This is a genomic window from Campylobacter sp. IFREMER_LSEM_CL292 (assembly GCF_025771615.1).
GTDB classification, from domain to species: domain Bacteria; phylum Campylobacterota; class Campylobacteria; order Campylobacterales; family Campylobacteraceae; genus Campylobacter_D; species Campylobacter_D lari_D.
This window is the reverse complement of record NZ_JAKMQP010000001.1, coordinates 316,471-334,143: the sequence shown is the minus strand read 5'-3', so window position 1 is coordinate 334,143 and position 17,673 is coordinate 316,471. Positions and strand designations below refer to the sequence as shown.

Below are 17,673 nucleotides of genomic sequence, written 5' to 3'. Positions count from 1 at the left end.
AAAATACTTTAAATTAAGTAAAACTATCTTATAATCATGATTTTAAATTTATAAGGTTAATATAATGAAAATTCCTTTTATAGACTTAAATGCTCAATATAATGCTTATAAAAATGAAATCGATGAGGCTATTGGTGAAGTTTTACAAAGCACCTCTTTTATAGGTGGTGCAAAATTAGAAGAATTTGAAAATAATTTGGCTAAATATGTAGGTGTCAAACATGCAATAGGCTGTTCAAGTGGCACAAGTGCGTTATTTTTAGCCTTAATGGCTTTGGGTGTGGGTAGGGATGATGAGGTAATAGTGCCAAGTTTTACCTTTATAGCTACGGCTGAAATGGTTGCTCTAATCGGTGCTAAGCCTGTTTTTGTAGATATTGATTTTAAGGATTATAATCTTAGTTTAGAAAAAGTTCAAAGTGTTATCACGCCTAAAACTAAAGCTATAATTGCTGTGAGTATTTTTGGGCTTATGCCTGATATGTTTGCTTTAAAAGAACTTTGTAAAAGTCAAAACATTGCTTTAATAGAAGATAGTGCGCAAAGTTTTGGAGCTAGTCAAAAGGGTGTAAAATCATGTGTTATAGCTGATATATCTTGCACAAGCTTTTTTCCGTCTAAGCCTTTAGGTGCTTATGGAGATGGTGGGGCGATTTTTACCCAAGATGATGAATTAGCGCAAAAAATAAAAATTTATTTAAATCATGGACAAGTGCAAAGATATAAGCATAAATACATCGGTATTAATGGAAGGCTTGATACCATCCAAGCAGCTGTTTTAAATGTGAAATTAAAATACTTAGATGAAGAGATTAAAAAAAGAGAAGTAATAGCAAAAGTTTATGATGAAAATTTAAAAAATTGTATTTTGCCGCCAAGAAAAGATGATTTTGTGAGTGCTTGGGCTCAATATAGCGTGCGTGTAAAGAATAGAGAAAAATTCATGCAAAAATTACAAGAGCAAGGTATACCTACTGCGGTGCATTATCCTTTGGGGCTTCATTTGCAAGAAGCTTTCGATTATCTTGCTTATAAAAAAGGTGATTTGCCAAATACAGAGCTATTAAGTGATGAAATTTTATCCTTACCTATGAGTGCGTTTTTAAAAGAAGAACACCAAATTAGAGTGATTGAGGCTTTTAAATGAAAATAGGGCTTATAGGCCTTGGTAAAATGGGTAAAAACCATTTAAGAGAACTCGAGCGTAATTTAAAAGTAAAAGAAATTCATCTTTATGATCCTTTCTGTAAAGATAAATTTAAACACTTTTTTCATAAAAATTTTGATGATTTTTTAGCACAAAATCTTGATGGTGTTATCATTGCTACGCCTACTCATACGCATTTAGATATAGCTTTAAAGGTTTTTCCTAAAATAAAAAATATTTTGATAGAAAAACCTTTGGCATTAAATGTAGATGAAATTTTAATTTTAGAGCAAAAAGCTAGAGAAAATAAAGTCAGAGTAGGGGTGGGCTTTTGTGAGAGATTTAATCCGGCTATTTTAACTTTAAAAGAAAAACTTTTAGAAGATGATATTATAAGTATTAACATACAAAGAATTTCTCCTTATCCACAAAGAATAAATGATGTGGGTGTTTTAAGTGATCTTAGTGTGCATGATATTGACTTAGTTAGATTTTTAAGTCAAGAACAAATTTTAAAAGCAAATGTTTATAAAAGCTTTCATCATGATAAATTTGAAGATGAGGTAATGATAGGTTTAAAATTGGAAAATATTTTAGCAAATATCCATGATAGTTGGAATGGACAATGTATTATAAGAAAGATCACACTTTTAGGTAAAAAACGTACTTATGAACTTGATCTTAAAAATTTTGAACTTTTTATTAATATGCAAAAAATTCCAAATTTATATAAAAATTCTCCTTTATATGCTGAGCATGAGGCTTTTTTCGAGTTTTTACAAAATGGGGTTTGTGAAAATTTAGCTAGCATTGAAGATGCTTTGAGAGTGCAAGAAATTTTAGAAGGTGTTTGATAGTGAAATATGTATTTTTTTTAAATATGGGCGGGGTTAATAAACTTGATGAATGTGAAGTTTTTTTAAAAAATATGTTTAATGATCCTTATATTTTAGGGATAAAAAATGTTTTTTTAAGAAAATTTGTAGCCTTTATAATAAGAAAATCAAGATTAAAAGCTATGAAACAAAACTATGAAAAAATGGGTGGGAAATCCCCACTTACTCAAATCACACAAAGTTTATGTGATAAATTAAATTCTAAAACTAGAGAATATAAATTCGATTTTATTAGTCTTTATGTACCACCTTTTGCAAATGAGGTTTTTTCAAAATATGATTTTCAAAAAAATGATGAAATTATTTTATTTCCTCTGTATCCTCATCATTCTAAAACCACTGTAACTAGTTCTTTAGAAGTAGTGGAAAATGAGCTAAGAAATATCCAAAACCAAGCTAATGTAAAAATCATTGATGTTTTTTATAAAGATGAACTTTATAATGAAATGATTATAAAGCATATTTTAGAAAAAAAAAGAGAATACGATTATAAAACTTTGATTTTTTCTGCGCATTCTTTACCACTTTCAGTGATTAAAAAAGGTGATTTGTATGAAAAACATGTGCAAGAGCATGTGGATATTTTAAAAGGAAAACTTAAAAATAAATTTGACCAAATCATTTTATCATATCAATCAAAACTAGGTCCAGTTAAATGGCTTGAGCCTAACACAAGTGATATTTTAGAAAGTTTAGATCAAAAAGCTTTGATTTATCCTATATCTTTTTGTATAGATTGCTCTGAAACGATTTTTGAGCTTGGAGTTGAATATAGGCACTTAGCAAAAAGCGATTATGAGCTTATTAAATGTCCTAATGATAGTGATGAGTTTATAGAGTTTATTTTAAATCAAGTAAAAATATAGTTTTTATATTAATGTTTTATAGCGGTATTAAAAAACATATATTTTTTTCTCGGGATATTTTCTAAATTCCAGTTTGATAGTTTTTGATTGAAATTTATACATCCACTAAACATACTTTGTGTGTTTATAACACTATCAATATTCCAATTGTTTAAATCTTGATTAAATTTTGGAGTTTTTGAAAAAGGAATTTTGAAAATAGATTCACAAAAAAATGCATATTCCATCCATAATACATTTGAAACATCCCAGCAATGAATTTTAAGCTTTTTTGTTGTAGTTATTTAGAGCTTGTTGGATCTTATATCCTAAAACACTCCTTCAATATTGTCAACATTGTTTGTATCTCAAGTTTTTATACCTATAAATTTTTCTTCACTAATATTACTAAATAAATAGCTCATATCTTGAATTAAACTTGTATCTATATTTTTAAGCGGAATATCTGATAGTATCAAATATTTAAGAGTTTCTTTTGTTTTTGGTTTGTGGATTATCTTTTTTGATTGCAGTTTGAGTAAATACAATATAACTAAAAACACAAGTAAAGTTATAAATAATAGAACCCAATACTTTAAATAAGCGAAACAAAAAATCAATATAAAAAAAGATTATTATTGTAATTTTATTTTTTAATGTCATTGTTTTTGCTTTCTATGGGTTTTAAATAACTTTCTTTAATCAAAAGATTTACTGTATCTTTAAACATAGGTAAAGCACTTTGTGCGGCATAATAACTATAAGCTTTGGTAGGATGTCTTACTAAAACTCCAATGGTATAGGTATTTTTCTCATCATTTGCAAAGCCAAAAAACGAGGCATTATAGCGATTTGAAGTATAGCCTTTTCTTTCAGCAATCCTAGCTGTACCCGTTTTTCCACCTATAATGATACCTTGAGTTCGTGCTTTTTTACCGGTTCCTTTTTCTATAACATTAATTAAAATTTGCTGCATTTCTTTGGCAGCTTTGCTTGAAAGAATTTTTTCTTTTTTAACTTCATCATCAAGTTTTATTAAACGCCCATCTTGATAAATTTTATTTGCAATTTGTGGGGTGATGTAAATTCCATCATTGTTAAATACATTATAAGCAGCTAAAAGTTGTATAAAAGTTGTTTTCAAGCCATAACCATAACTTAATACAGATTTTTCAACTTCTCTTAATCTTTTTGGATTTGGTATTTCTCCTTTTTGCTCATAAGGAAGATCAATACCGCTTTTTTCTCCAAAACGAAAAATTCTAAGTCCTGAGATGATTTCAAGATTACTTAATCTTTGGGCAATTTTAATCATACCGACATTTGAAGAGTAAGTAATAACTTCTTCCATGCTCATTTTGTTTTTTTTGTGATCGTCGCGTATAGTAAAACGACCAAGTTTGTATTGTCCACCTTGAGTATCAATGATTTCATCAACTTTGATTTTATCAAGCATTAATGCAGTGGTAAATATAAAAGGTTTTATAACAGATCCTGCTTCATAGCCATATTCTATGGCACTTGCATTGAGTACAGATAGATCTTTTCCGCGATTTTGCGGATCATATCTTCTTGAGCTAGCAAGTGCTAGAATTTTTCCGCTTTTACTTTCCATGATGGCAACTATAATTTCATTGGCTTTTAGATCTTCATTTCTTTTATCGATAGCTTTTTCTAAACCTTTTTGAAGTTTTAAGGAAATATTTAAGTATAAATTACAACCATCTATTTTGCGTTGTTCATAAGAATGCAAATTCAAGATGATATTACCACCTATATCTCTTAAACCTTGAATTTTAGCATTTTGCAAAGGATTTAAACATTCATTATAGTATTTTTCCAAACCTTTTATGCCGACATTTTTAAAAATTTCACTTTGCTCATCCATATAAGTTCTTGTGTAGCCTATGATTGGAGTAAGTGAATCTTTTGGCATATATACACGATCTTCTTTGTGTTCTATAATATCAAGCCCTCTTGTCTCCACTCTGCCATTATTATTTGTGAAGGATTTAAAAAAACCTTGAGTATAAAGTTTTTTAGCTAGTTCTTTTAAATAACTTGCATCTTTTGAGTTAATATCTTGGAGTAAAATAAAATTATAACTTCTTTTTTTCTTTGCAAGCATTCTTTTTTTTATATCTTGCATTTGTTCATCACTTGCGCCACTATAAATTTGAAAAAGAGTTAAAAACAAATCCTTTTTATCGGGATTTAAGCTCCTTAGATCAATTTCAGCTCTATAAATTTGCCTACTAGAAGTTACGGTAAAATTATCGCTTGTGATGATATTGCCTCTAAGAGCGGAAAAATATTGTTCTTTTTGAGTATTTGGTATATGGCGTTTTGAGGTTAGAAAAAAAGTAGAAAGTAAAAATAAGGCCATAAAAAACAGAGCCATACAAAAAGCAAAAGCTACTTTTGAAACCCTATTTCTAATGGTGTTTGAAAGCATATATTAAATTTGGGTTCTTGAAATTTCTTTATATGCGTTTATAGCCTTATTTCTAACTTCAAGCATAAATTTCATACTTGATTCAGCTTTGCTAATCGCAATTGCAGCTTGATGTAAGTCTTTGACTTCGCCTGTTGCAATGTCTACCATAGCAGCTTCGGCGGTTTCTTGAGTTTTATTAAGATCGTTGATGGAATTTTTTAATAAACTCGAAAACTCATCTCCTATGTTGCTTGTGTTGTTATTATTGTTTTTGTTATTAACATTGTTAAATTGATTTATACCATTAATAGTGTTCATTTATTAACCTCTTAGTAAATCTATCGCACTTTGTGCTATAGTTTTGGTGCTAGTAAAGGCACTTACATTAGCTTGATAAGCTCTTGTTGCTTCTATTAAATCGGCCATTTCAATAACAGGATTTATATTTGGATAAGCAACATAACCTTGTTCATTCGCATCTGGATGAGATGGGTCAAATTTCATACGAAAATCTTTATCATCTCTTACAACTTTATCAACTACTACGCTCATTATAGCAGGTTTTGCATCTTTTTGTGAAGCAGGATCGTTTAAAGGATTTTCATATTCTAAAAAATTATTATCTTTAGCTATTTGCTTGTTTAGCAATTCGTTAAAATCAGTTGCTTTAAAAATCACTTCTCTTCTTCTATATGGACCACCTTCTGCTGTTCTAGTAGTATTAGCATTAGCTATATTTGAGCTAATTACATTCATTCTAAAGCGTTGAGCACTAAGTCCATATCCACTAATATCAAAATCACTTAAATAAGCCATTATTTTTTCTCCTAGCCTAATTTAGAGCTTGTTTCTATGATGGTTGAAAAAATATTACTTTGTCTTCTTAAAACACCATCTAAAGCAGAAATCATCATAGTATTTTTGCTCATTTCAGTAGTTTCTACATCAAGATCTACTGTATTTGCATCATTTCTTGCCAAATGCCCATCTCTTAAATAAATAGTTGATTTATTAGGGTCTGGAAATTTCCAAGGTTTTTGATGATTTGTATTTGTGCTTGCTAATTCAAGCTCTTTAGTATCTTTTTTTTTGAAAATTTCATTTGCTCTATTAACTAAAGCAGTTTCAAATTCTATATCTCTTGCTTTATAAAAAGGAGTATCAACATTTGCAAGGTTAGAATTAATCATTTGACTTCTTAGGTTTCTTCCTGCTAAAGCATCAACAATAAGTTCTTTTGACTTAAAAGGGCTTATCATAATTTTTCCTTTAAAATAAAGCTTTTATAGACTAAAAGCAAAAATCATTCCAAAATATTTATGCAATTTTATTTATGTATAAGTATATCTTTTTATAGTAAATTTTTGAAATTTTTAAAGCCACTTTCAAGTGAAACTTTTTTTTCTAGTGTTTTCAAAAAATCTTTTTTTGTCATTTCTTTAGCACCCATAAATTTTAAATGCTCATTAGGCACTTGACAATCTATTAAAAAATCATATGGTTTTAAAAGCTCACAAAGTCTTATTAGGGCTACTTTTGAGGCATCTTTTTTAAGACTTATCATACTTTCACCAAAAAATATTTTACCTATTATAAGTCCGTATAAACCACCAATTAAAATATCATTTTCATAAACTTCAACACTATGAGCTAAATTTTGCTCAAAAAGCTTTGTATAAACTTGTATAAATTCTTGACTTATCCAAGTTTTTTTTCTTTTTGCGCAATGACTTATAAGCGAGTTAAAATCAAAATTAAGTCTTATTTCATAAGTTCTTAAAGCTTTTTTTATGCTTTTTTGTATGCGCACTTCATCAGGTAAAAGTACCATTCTAGGAGAAGGACACCACCAAGTAACAGGATTGCTAGTCCATGGAAAAAGTCCTAAGCTATAAGCATGAGGTATAAAATTTACTTCTAGTTTTTCACTAATAAAAACAGGCGCATCATCAGGGCTTTTTAAAAGTTTAGAATACAAATTCAATTTTTTCATTTTTGGAAAGTTTGAGTTTTAATTTACCACCATTTTTTAATTTTCCAAATAAAATTTCATCACTTAATCTCTCGCCTAATTCTTCGGCAATAATGCGTTTTAATAATCTTACTCCAAATTCTTTATTATTAGTTTTTTTAGCAAGAAATTCTTTTACTTTTTTATCAGCTTCCATGGTGATGTTGTTTAAATTTTTTGCCATTAAATCTAGTTCTTTTTGAACGATTTGTTCTAAAATTTCTTGACTTAAGTCATTAAAATGAATGATTTTATCTATACGGTTGATAAATTCAGGTGCGAAGAAATCTTTTATGGCTTTATTACTTTTTTCTTTATCACTGCTTAAAAAACCAAGCTCATTACTTTCTTTGAGACCTAAATTTGAAGTCATAATGATAATAGTATTTTTAAAATCAGCTTTTAATCCACTATTATCTGTTAAACTTGCATTATCAAAAATTTGTAAAAAGGTATTAGTTAAATCAGGATGAGCTTTTTCTATCTCATCAAATAAGACTACGCTAAATGGATTTTTTCTAATGCTGTTACTAAGCAAGCCGCCATCTTCATAGCCCACATAACCTGCTGAAGTTCCTATGAGTTTGCTCACATCATGTTTTTGCGAGTATTCACTCATGTCAAATCTTTCAAGATTAAGGTTTAAAATTTGTGCTAAATTTTTTGCAAGTTCGGTTTTACCAACTCCACTTGAACCGGTAAATAAAAACACGCCTTTTGGGGTATTTTTGCCTTTTAACCCCGCATAGCTTTGTTTTAAAATAGAACACAAAGCTTTAATGGCTTCATCTTGTCCAAAAATATTTTGCTTTAAGTTTTGCTCTAAATTTTTTAAGATTTTACCTTGATCACTTTCATAAATTTTATGAGAATGTGTCATTCTTGCTAAAGTATTTTCTAAATCTTTTATTTTTACTATTTTTTTACTTTTTTTATCTTCTAAAGCAAAGCTTGCGCCAAGTTCATCAATTAAATCAATTGCACTATCGGGTAAAAATTTATCATGTAAAAATTGTTTTGCTAGTTTTATGCTTGTTTGTAAAATTTCATCACTGATTTTGATTTTGTGAAAATTTTCATATTTGCTTTTTAAGCCTTGCAAGATCAAAAAACACTCTTCTTCGCTTGGCTCATCTATATCAATTTTTGCAAATCTTCTACTTAGAGCTTTGTTTTTATCAAAGGTATTTTTGTATTCTATGAAAGTAGTTGCACCTATGCATTTGATATTGCCATTACTTAATGCAGGTTTTAATAAATTTGACATATCTGCATGACTTTCATTGCTTGCGCCGGTTCCTACTATGGTGTGAATTTCATCTATAAATAAAATAGCATTAGAGATATTTTCTAATTCTTTAATGATATCTTTTAATCTTTTTTCAAAATCACCCCTATATTTTGTCCCCGAAAGCAAGCTTGTCATATCAAGGCTATAAATTTTTGAGTTTTTTAAATGTTTTGGCATTTTTTCTTCAGCTATAGCTAGCGCTAACCCATCTATAATGGCACTTTTACCAACACCTGGTTCACCAACTAAAATGGGATTATTTTTCTTACGACGGCTTAGAATTTGCATCATTCTTTCAAGTTCAAATTTCCTACCTATAACAGGATCTATTTTGCCTTTTTTTGCAAGCTCAACTAGCTCTATGGTATGGGTTTTTAAATTTTCAAATTCAGCATTTTGTAACAATTCTTTTATTTTTTCTTCTTCTATTAGGTGTTTTTTTAAGATATTATAAGAATAAGCTTTTTCTTCTTTGCAAAGTGCAATGATAAAATCAATCACACTTGTTTGATTTTTTGCATTTAGCTTGTGTAATATATTTTCCAAGATTACAGAAAAAATAGGTTCTATTTCTTTTTTTAAAATTTCATTATTTTTAGCTAGATAATTTTTTAATTCATTTTCAAAGCCTTGTAAATCACCATCTCCGATTTCTTCAAGTAGATTTTTAAAATCATTGCTAAGCTTAACTAAAGCAAAAAGTAAATGCTCACAAGTGATAAATTCATGATGATTGATAAAGCTTAAATGTCTTGCATTTGGTATAAATGAGTCAATCAATTCTTTATATTTCATTGTTCTTCTATCCTTGTTTGGAGTGGAAAATCCTTATTTTTCGCTGCCATGTCAACTTGCTGTTTTTTGCTAAGTGCAATTTCTTCTGTGTATATGCCACAAACTCCGCTTCCTTGATGATGGATTTCAAGCATAATTGCACTTGCTTTTTCAAAATCATGATGAAAAATATTCATTAAAATTTCAATTACAAAATCCATGGTGGTAATATCATCATTTAAAAGCAAAACCTTAAACATTTTAGGTTCTGCTAGTTTTTGTTGTTCTAAAATTTCATTTTTTAGACTCATTTAATATCCTAGTAATATCTTCTTGCATAATCTCAGTAGAAACTTTTCCAAGATAATATTTCACATAACTTTTTGAGTCTTTATTCCAAAAATCTGTTAGATCTTGATAATTTCCATCTTTTAAAACTACTTTAAAAGGAAGTTGTTCCATGCTTTGATAGTTGATATCTTTTAATGCTTGTGCAACAATTCTATCATTTTCTTTAGAATTGCTTAAGAAATAATACGCCCCATATTTAATGGCAAAATCTTTTACAGCTTGATCGCTAACATTTTCAAAATGACTTAGTCCTATGATGATAAAATTGTCAGCATTTTTTTGCCACAAACTTGTTAGATGAGTGGCTTCTTCTTGACAAGGTGTGCAAAAGGTTCCAAAAAAATCAAACATTAAAATTTTACTCTCTTCACCTTTTACTGTAAAACCATTTTGTGTTCTTACTAGGGTTTTCTCACCACCATTGACACTTTTTAAAAGAATTTCATCACCCATTTTATACTCAGCAAATGCAAATTCATTTTCGATTTTTTCTTCACTTGAGCAAGCACTTATTAAAAATGCAAAAGCAAATGTAAAAAATAAATAAGTAATTTTTTTCATCAAAATCCTTTTTTAATAATGATTTTTCATAGCAGCTCTTGCTTCAAGATCTGCTTGTTTTTTCTTTAAGCTTTCTCTTTTATCGTGTAAGTTTTTTCCTTTGGCTAAGGCTATTAAGACTTTTGCTTTATTTTTTTCATTAAAATAAAGTTCTAATGGCACTATAGTAAAGCCTTGGGTGCTAATTTTACCAAAAAGCCTATCGATTTGCTTTTTATGCATTAAAAGTTTTCGCGCACCTTTTTCATCATGCTTATAAAAAGAATGAGTGGTGCTAAGATGAGAAATATGAGCATTAAGTAAGAAAATTTCACCTTTGATAATACGCACAAAAGAATCTTTCAAATTTGCTCTACTAGCTCTTAATGCCACTACTTCAGAACCTTTTAAAACAATACCTGCTTCAAATTTTTCCAAAATTTCATAATCAAAAAAAGCTTTTTTGTTTTTTACTATAGTTTTTTTCATCATTTAGCCTTAAAAACTCCACTTCCACTTCCACTTAAAAAATAAGCCTTATTAAGAAAAGTTTGCATTTTAGGATAAATTTTTACACAAGGAGCAAATAAGTCGTTTAAATCAGTATTTTTATACTCTAAAATTTCACTTGTTTTAAGTGTTTTAAGTGTTTTAGACAAATTTAAATTCGCTGTTAAATCATATGAACTTTCATCAAATGCTTTATATACTTTTGCGCTTGAGCATTCAATAGCAGGAAAAGTAAAATCAAGTTGGCTAAAATCATCTTCAAAATATTCTACAATCTCGCCACACCCGTTAACATTTGCACTATCATATCCGCTTAAAAAAAAGATTAAATCAGAGCCAAGGTTTTGGCAGATTCGTTCAAGTTGTTGTTGATTGAGTTTTAAATTTAAAGTTTCGTTGATCATTAATAAAAATGCAACCGCATCAGTGCTACTTCCACCAAGGCCTCCACCTATGGGAATGTTTTTGATAAGCTTTAAACTTTTGTCTTTAAAAAATTCATTTAATTCATTAGAAAAACCTAAATTTTCTAATTCTTTATAAGCTTTGTGTATGATAGTATCTTGAGTAAAATTTCCAGTGATTTCAAATCCTTCTTTAGTTTTTTCATCACTAAAGCTTAGCTCATCAAAAATATCTTTTAATAAAACAAAGCGTGATTGTAATAAATGATAAGATCTTGAGTCAATTCCTATGATTTTTAAAAAAATATTAGCTTTTGCGTAAGCTTTCATTTTTTAAGCTTTTTACTTAGATCGTCAAGTTTTATCGTTTCATCGCTAATTGCATGTAAATTTTCACTTTTTACTTGCTCGATAAGCTCTTTGCGTAGTATCATTAAAGACTTTGGAGCTTCGATGCCTATTTTAGCATAGCCTTTGCCTGTTTGAACTACTTTGATTTCTATATCATCTCCGATTTTTATACTTTCATTTTCTTTTCTTGATAAAATTAACATTTTAATACCTTATTTAAATAATATTGCACTTGATTATCTTGGATAGAAATGATAGAAAAAAAATCTTTTTCTTCTAAAATATAGCTACCTTCTTCTTGAATTTCCAAATCGTCCAAAAATATTTTTTGTCCATTGTGTAATTTTTGGGGATATTTTATCGTATTTTTTCTAAGATTTAAATAAGCTAAAGGATTTAACTCCTTTTCATTCTCATAAAAAAACCCTCCCTCGCTTAAACGCTCTAATGAGCTTAGTGTGGCTTTAATACCAAGTTTTCTAGCAAATAATTCACAATAAGAGCGTATATAAGAACCCTCACTAACTGCTATTTCTATGGTTAAAAAGGGATGGTTGTAATGTAGAATTTTAGTATAAAAAATTTCCATAACACAAGGCTTTAAATTGACTTCAAAACCTCTTTTTGCAAGCTCATAAGAGCGCACCCCATCTATTTTTTTTGCACAAAATGCGGGTGGGGTGTAGGTGATTTTACCTAAAAGTTCATTTTTAATTTGTTCTAAAACTTTTTCTTCAAAAGCATTTATAAGATTGATTTCTTTGATATTTTGATTATCAAGGCTTAGTGAATGCGCGCCTAGCCAAAGTGTTGCTTTATAAACTTTTGGATTTTTATCAAAAAAACGAAAAAGTTTTGTGTATTGATCAAAGGCTATGAGTAAAACACCTTTTGCAAAAGGATCAAGTGTTCCTGAAAAACCTGCTTTTTTATTTTTATATTTTTTCTTGAGTTTGCCTAAAAAAGTATTAGAACTCATACCACTTGGTTTGTAAGCTACAAAAAGTTTATTCATATTACTTTTTCCACAAAACTTGACATTATCATTCTTTCTATGCCTCCAAAATTAATCGTGAGTTTTTCTTCAGCACCTATTTTACTTACCCCAGTGACTCTGCCTATGCCAAAAATTTTATGTTTGATTAAATCGCCTTTTTTGTAGCAATTTTTTTGATGATCTAGTGTTAATTCTTTTTTGATTACATTGCTCTCGCCAAAAAATCTACTTTTTTCTAATCTTGTGCGACTTCCTTTATAAAATCTAGAATTAGCATAACTTAAATAAAGTTTTTTCTTGGCTCTAGTGATTGCTACATAAGCAAGTCTTCTTTCTTCTTCTATATTGCTGGATTCGCTAGTGAGTGGGAAAAATCCTTCTTCTAAGCCTATGATAAAAACATAATCAAACTCAAGTCCTTTACTTGCATGAATACTCATAATACAAATACTTTCTTTATCAAGTCCATCTTGCTCATTAAGTAAAGAAATTTCATTTAAAATATCATCTAAGCCATTATAATTTCCATGAGTGATTTTATCTTTTAAATTAGCATAAAGTTCATCTATGTTTAAAAGTTTATCTTCACCCTCTGGATTATCTTTGTAAAATTCTTTGATTTTAAATTCTTCTTCTAAGGCTAAAATCATTGCAAGCAAATCATCTTTTTCTTTAATTTTGTGTATGCTTAGTATGAATTTTTCTAATTCTTTGTCTGTTTTTTTGCTAAAAAATCCATTTCCTTGCAAAGCACATAGACTTTCAAATAAAGACAAATGATTTTCTTTGGCATAATTTTCTAGCTTTTCTAAACTTGCATTACCAAAATTTCTTTTAGGGCGGTTGATAATGCGTTTAAAAGAATAATCATCATTTAAATTTGAAAGTAATCTTAAATAAGAAATAATATCTTTAATCTCAGCTCTTTCATAAAAACGAATTCCACTTAGCAATTTAAAAGGAATTTTTTCTTTACTAAAAGCTTCTTCAAGAGCGCGAGATAGGGCATTTACTCTATAAAGTATGGCTATTTCACTAGGATTAATCCCTGAGTTTAAAAGTTTTGAAACTTCTCTTGCAACCTTAAAGCTTTCAATTTTCTCATCATCGTTTTGTAAAATTGTGATTTCTTCGCCCTCATCTTTGGTGCAAATTAAAGTTTTTCCTAGTCTTTTTCTATTATGTTCTATAAGCTCATTCGCAGCTTGCAAAATAGCGCTAGTTGAGCGATAATTTTGCTCTAATTTGACTAATTTTACATTGTTAAATTGTTCTTTGAAATTTAAGATATTTTCTATTTTAGCCCCGCGCCAACCATAAATACTCTGATCATCATCACCCACCACGCAAATGTTTTCATGAGACACGCAAAGTTTTTTTAGAATTTGATATTGTAAGGCATTGGTATCTTGATACTCATCTACTGTTATATAGGTATATTTTTGACTTTGCTCTTGTGCAAATTGTTCATCTTCTAAAATTTTATTAGTTAGCATGAGTAAATCATCAAAATCCATGAAATTATTTTGGATTAAAAAATGCTCATATTGCTCATATAAATGAATGATTTCTTCGTAATTTTTGTTTTTTTCATCTTTTAAAAATTCTAATTCTTTGCGTATTTCTTGGGCGCTTTTGCTTTGATTTTTAAAATTTGAAATATAAGCACCTATGCTTGCTAAAGAGCTTTGCAAATTTTCGCTAGCTAAATCTTTGAGTATTTTCTTTTTATCATCTGTATCGATAATGACAAAATTATTTGCTCTATTAATTCTTTCGCTATAAAGTCTTAAAAATAACAAACCAAATTTATGAAAAGTACATAAAAGGGGATTATGTAAATTTTGATCTTGTAAAAGTGCTAAGGCTCTTGTTTTCATTACATTAGCAGCTTTATTTGTAAAGGTTAGCGTGAGGGTATTTTGCGCAGGAATACCTACATGATCGATTAAATAAGCAAGCCTAGTGGTAATGGTTTTAGTCTTTCCGCTACCTGCGCCTGCTAGTATCAGCATAGCTCCATCAATATGCATGATAGCTTCTTTTTGGCTATCATTTAAACCTTCAAAAAAACTCATTTTTTAAATAAATCTTTATTGTTGGGATTGTTTAAAAAAGCATTCATGGATTTTTCTTTTAACTTTTGATCATTTTGCTTTTTAAAATAGTTTGAAAAATTGACAAAAATGATATTATCTTCAACTTGAATTTGAGTAATTGCACCTAAATCCACTTTTACAAAGGTTGCAAAATCATCAGGCCCAAAACCTGCATGAAATTCTATATGCTCATTTGTTAAAACTATGGATTTAAAAGTATAACCACCAAGTGCAAAAAGACAATAAGGATTTTTACTCACTACATCTAATTCTGATGGTAAAGGAGGTTCGAGTGTAACAAATTTAGTATTTACAATGATATTAAACTCAATATCTTCTTGGATTAAAATTTGCAAACATTCATAAATACTTTTTTGCATTAAAGTTATAAAATTTTTATTATTTAAAATTTTATCAATCATTACTTAGCCTTAAAAATTCATCTACTAGTATCCTAACTTGCTCTAAGCCTATATTCCAAAATTCATCACTTTCTATATCAAAGCCAAACATAGCTACAAGTTCTTTTGGGCTTTTGCTTCCCCCACTACTTAAAAACTCAATATAAATTGAAGTAAAATTAGAGCATTTGCCACTTTTATATAGACCATAGAGTGCTAAAACTAAAAGTTGTGCATAAGCATAAGCATAGCAGTAAAATGGAGAGTGTATAAAATGTGGTATATAAGAATACCAAAGGCCATAATTTTTGGTTAAAATTACGCTATCTTGAAACATTTTTCTTGATTCTTCAAGCCAAATTTCACTTAGTTCTTGAGCGCTTAGCTCTTCTTTTTTAGCATGAAATCTGCGTTCAAAAGTAGTAAAATTAATTTGTCTATAAAGAGTAGCAAAAATATCTTCAATCTTTGCTGCATATAAAGATAAAAGCTCTTCTTTGTCTAAATTTTCTTTAATATAATCAAAAATCAACATTTCTGCAAATACTGAAGCAGTTTCTGCTGTAGTTAGAGGTGTATCTTGATTTAAAAAACTTACTTTATAAGAAAGTTTTTGATGTATAGTGTGACCTAGCTCATGTGCTAGGGTGAAAAGATCGCGTCTTTGGTTGGTATAATTTAAAAGTATGAAAGGATGGCTTAGCGGCGTGCTTGAGTGAGAAAAAGCACCACTTTGTTTAAATTTTTTAGGATAGATATCAATCCAATTATTCTCAAAAGCTTCTTTTGCTATCATGTAAAAATCTTTAGAAAATTTTTCAAAGGCTTTTAAAACTATATCCTTTCCTTGATCAAAATCAACTTGCATTTCTTTTCCAATAGGTGCATAACGATCATAATCTTTTAGCTTTTTATACCCTAGAATTTTTTTCTTTGCATTATAAAATTTAGAAACAATATCAAAGCTATTCTCGCTAGCACTAATAAGCGCATCAACACTTTTTTTAGAAATTTGATTTCTTATGTGCCTTGGAGTTTCAGGATTTTCATAGACTCTTAACTCACAAATGCTAGCAAGTTCACTTTTAATCATATTAAAAATATATACTAAAAGCTTGTTTTGTTTTTTTAAGGTTTTACTAAAGCATTTTGAAGCTTTTTTTCTAATGCTTCTATCTTTATCATAAAGCTTGCTTAGAATTTCTTCCTCGCTTAATTTTTGTCCTTCAAAATTAAATTTTAAAGCACTAAAGGTTTCATCAAATAATCTTGCAAATGCATTTGAACCTGTGCTTGATAGAGTTAGGATAACTCTTTCTTCTTTTTTAGAAAGATTGTGTTTTTTGTGTTTGATAAGATTATTTAAATAAAACTCATAATCTTTGCAAAATGTGATGAAAGTTTTACTTTTTTCTTCTTTTAACTCACAAAATTCAAGTTCAAAAAATAAAAGATTTTCTTCTATTTTTTTACTTAAATTTTCATATTTTGCATAAAAAGCACCTTTGGTAGTATCTTGAGCAAAATTTAAATACACATAGGTTAGTATGTGAGAAAGTTTTAAGATTAATTCTTCATAGTTTTTTAAAGCTTGCAAGAATTGCTCATTGCTTAAACTATGAAGATTATTTTCATGTTGTTTTTTAAATTCACAAGCTTCATCTTGGGTTTTTTGCAAAAAAAGATTTAATTCTTGCTCATCTTTAAATAATGTACTTAAGTTCCAATTTTGCATGGTTTTAGCTTTCTAAAATGAGTTTTTTTAATACAGCCATTCTAATGGCAACACCATTTTTAACTTGAGTTAAAACCTTACATCTTTTATCAGCCATTACTTCATTGCTAATATCGATATTTCTATGTACAGGACCAGGATGTAAGATAATGAGATTTTTATCTTTTATTAAATCTTTGCTAATACAAAAATCATTTGCATAATCTTTAAGCGATGCATAGGTTGGAATATTGTGTCTTTCAGTTTGTGTTCTAAGACTCATGATAATATCTACATCATCAATAACTTCTTTTAGTTTATTTGTTTTTTTAATAGGATAATTTGGCATAAAATGAGGCGGGGCTACTAGGGTGATATCAATACCAAAACGAGGTAATAATTCTAAATTTGAAGCAGCAACGCGTGAGTTTTTAATATCTCCTACTATGGCTATTTTTTTACCTTTGACATTATAATCAAAATGCTCCATTATAGTAAAAAGATCAAGTAAAGCTTGGGTAGGATGAGCGTGTTTACCATCACCTCCATTAACTATAGGACAATGAGTATAATTTGCTAAAGTATGAGGCACACCTGAGTTTTTGTGTCTAACTACAATAGCACTTGGTGCCATTGCATCTAAATTTGCAGCAGTATCAAAAAGTGTTTCGCCTTTGCTTGAACTACTTCTTGAAACATCTAATTTTAAAACTTTAGCACCTAGTCTTCTTGCGGCTGTTTCAAAGCTTGATTGAGTGCGTGTTGAATTTTCAAAGAAAATTGTTGTAACACTTTTTCCTTCTAAAAATGTACGCGGTTTTTCATCTAAAAATTCTTTTGCTTCTTTAAATAAAGCCAAGATTTCATCATTGTTAAAATCTTTTGTAGTAATTAAATGCCTCATA

General features: G+C 28.9%; 20 protein-coding genes. 3 read left to right on the top strand and 17 right to left on the bottom strand.

Going from position 1 to position 17,673, the window contains the following annotated elements:
* The first annotated feature begins 70 nt into the window (after nt 1–70).
* The 3 genes from L8T82_RS01685 to hemH are packed head-to-tail and all read left to right on the top strand — an operon-like array spanning nt 71 to nt 2,909.
* Nucleotides 71–1,147: a DegT/DnrJ/EryC1/StrS family aminotransferase gene (locus L8T82_RS01685; protein ID WP_263725756.1), complete on the top strand. Its 1,077-nt coding sequence runs from the start codon at nt 71–73 to the stop codon at nt 1,145–1,147.
* Nucleotides 1,144–2,001 carry a Gfo/Idh/MocA family protein gene (locus L8T82_RS01680; protein ID WP_263725740.1) on the top strand — a complete coding sequence of 286 codons (858 nt, stop codon included), beginning with the start codon at nt 1,144–1,146 and terminating at the stop codon, nt 1,999–2,001. Before L8T82_RS01685 ends, L8T82_RS01680 begins: the two co-directional genes overlap by 4 nt.
* Nucleotides 2,002–2,003: 2 nt before the next feature.
* Nucleotides 2,004–2,909, top strand: coding sequence for a ferrochelatase (hemH, locus tag L8T82_RS01675; protein WP_263669847.1), 906 nt, complete (start codon nt 2,004–2,006; stop codon nt 2,907–2,909).
* Between the two features lie 8 nt (nt 2,910–2,917).
* Here hemH and L8T82_RS01670 read toward each other — a convergent pair whose 3' ends face one another.
* The 17 genes from L8T82_RS01670 to L8T82_RS01590 all read right to left on the bottom strand — a co-directional run bounded on the left by L8T82_RS01670 (nt 2,918) and on the right by L8T82_RS01590 (nt 17,672).
* On the bottom strand, nt 2,918–3,169 hold the full coding sequence (locus L8T82_RS01670; RefSeq protein ID WP_263669861.1) for a BspA family leucine-rich repeat surface protein: 252 nt from the start codon (nt 3,167–3,169) through the stop codon (nt 2,918–2,920).
* A gap of 365 nt (nt 3,170–3,534) precedes the next feature.
* Nucleotides 3,535–5,343, bottom strand: coding sequence for a peptidoglycan D,D-transpeptidase FtsI family protein (locus L8T82_RS01665; protein WP_263660141.1), 1,809 nt, complete (start codon nt 5,341–5,343; stop codon nt 3,535–3,537).
* A 3-nt stretch (nt 5,344–5,346) separates the two neighbouring features.
* Nucleotides 5,347–5,643, bottom strand: coding sequence for a flagellar hook-basal body complex protein FliE (gene fliE / locus L8T82_RS01660; protein ID WP_133318690.1), 297 nt, complete (start codon nt 5,641–5,643; stop codon nt 5,347–5,349).
* A 3-nt stretch (nt 5,644–5,646) separates the two neighbouring features.
* Nucleotides 5,647–6,141, bottom strand: coding sequence for a flagellar basal body rod protein FlgC (flgC, locus tag L8T82_RS01655; protein ID WP_133318691.1), 495 nt, complete (start codon nt 6,139–6,141; stop codon nt 5,647–5,649).
* Between the two features lie 11 nt (nt 6,142–6,152).
* Nucleotides 6,153–6,584, bottom strand: a complete 432-nt coding sequence (gene flgB, locus L8T82_RS01650) for a flagellar basal body rod protein FlgB (protein ID WP_133318692.1) — start codon at nt 6,582–6,584, stop codon at nt 6,153–6,155.
* A 92-nt stretch (nt 6,585–6,676) separates the two neighbouring features.
* Nucleotides 6,677–7,318 (bottom strand): leucyl/phenylalanyl-tRNA--protein transferase, encoded by a 642-nt coding sequence (aat, locus tag L8T82_RS01645; RefSeq protein ID WP_263672720.1) that lies wholly within the window; start codon nt 7,316–7,318, stop codon nt 6,677–6,679.
* Nucleotides 7,293–9,422 (bottom strand): AAA family ATPase, encoded by a 2,130-nt coding sequence (locus L8T82_RS01640; protein WP_263725739.1) that lies wholly within the window; start codon nt 9,420–9,422, stop codon nt 7,293–7,295. Before L8T82_RS01640 ends, aat begins: the two co-directional genes overlap by 26 nt.
* Nucleotides 9,419–9,712, bottom strand: a complete 294-nt coding sequence (locus L8T82_RS01635) for an ATP-dependent Clp protease adaptor ClpS (RefSeq protein ID WP_263660137.1) — start codon at nt 9,710–9,712, stop codon at nt 9,419–9,421. Before L8T82_RS01635 ends, L8T82_RS01640 begins: the two co-directional genes overlap by 4 nt.
* On the bottom strand, nt 9,696–10,313 hold the full coding sequence (locus tag L8T82_RS01630; protein ID WP_263725738.1) for a TlpA family protein disulfide reductase: 618 nt from the start codon (nt 10,311–10,313) through the stop codon (nt 9,696–9,698). Before L8T82_RS01630 ends, L8T82_RS01635 begins: the two co-directional genes overlap by 17 nt.
* Nucleotides 10,314–10,325: 12 nt before the next feature.
* Nucleotides 10,326–10,781, bottom strand: coding sequence for an SsrA-binding protein SmpB (gene smpB / locus L8T82_RS01625; protein ID WP_039668585.1), 456 nt, complete (start codon nt 10,779–10,781; stop codon nt 10,326–10,328).
* A complete protein-coding gene (locus L8T82_RS01620; RefSeq protein WP_263725737.1) occupies nt 10,781–11,536 on the bottom strand; it encodes a 4-(cytidine 5'-diphospho)-2-C-methyl-D-erythritol kinase in 756 nt (251 codons plus the stop codon). The genes smpB and L8T82_RS01620 overlap by 1 nt, the downstream gene beginning before the upstream one ends.
* Complete coding sequence (gene csrA / locus L8T82_RS01615) at nt 11,533–11,760, bottom strand: carbon storage regulator CsrA (RefSeq protein WP_012661763.1); 228 nt, start codon at nt 11,758–11,760, stop codon at nt 11,533–11,535. Before csrA ends, L8T82_RS01620 begins: the two co-directional genes overlap by 4 nt.
* Nucleotides 11,754–12,572: a tRNA pseudouridine(55) synthase TruB gene (truB, locus tag L8T82_RS01610; protein ID WP_263725736.1), complete on the bottom strand. Its 819-nt coding sequence runs from the start codon at nt 12,570–12,572 to the stop codon at nt 11,754–11,756. The genes csrA and truB overlap by 7 nt, the downstream gene beginning before the upstream one ends.
* Nucleotides 12,569–14,632: an ATP-dependent helicase gene (locus L8T82_RS01605; protein ID WP_263725735.1), complete on the bottom strand. Its 2,064-nt coding sequence runs from the start codon at nt 14,630–14,632 to the stop codon at nt 12,569–12,571. The genes truB and L8T82_RS01605 overlap by 4 nt, the downstream gene beginning before the upstream one ends.
* Nucleotides 14,629–15,075, bottom strand: coding sequence for a hypothetical protein (locus tag L8T82_RS01600; RefSeq protein WP_263661833.1), 447 nt, complete (start codon nt 15,073–15,075; stop codon nt 14,629–14,631). Before L8T82_RS01600 ends, L8T82_RS01605 begins: the two co-directional genes overlap by 4 nt.
* Nucleotides 15,068–16,789 carry a M3 family oligoendopeptidase gene (locus L8T82_RS01595; RefSeq protein WP_263725734.1) on the bottom strand — a complete coding sequence of 574 codons (1,722 nt, stop codon included), beginning with the start codon at nt 16,787–16,789 and terminating at the stop codon, nt 15,068–15,070. Before L8T82_RS01595 ends, L8T82_RS01600 begins: the two co-directional genes overlap by 8 nt.
* A 4-nt stretch (nt 16,790–16,793) precedes the next feature.
* Nucleotides 16,794–17,672: an aspartate carbamoyltransferase catalytic subunit gene (locus L8T82_RS01590; RefSeq protein WP_263725733.1), complete on the bottom strand. Its 879-nt coding sequence runs from the start codon at nt 17,670–17,672 to the stop codon at nt 16,794–16,796.
* Nucleotide 17,673 lies beyond the last annotated feature (1 nt).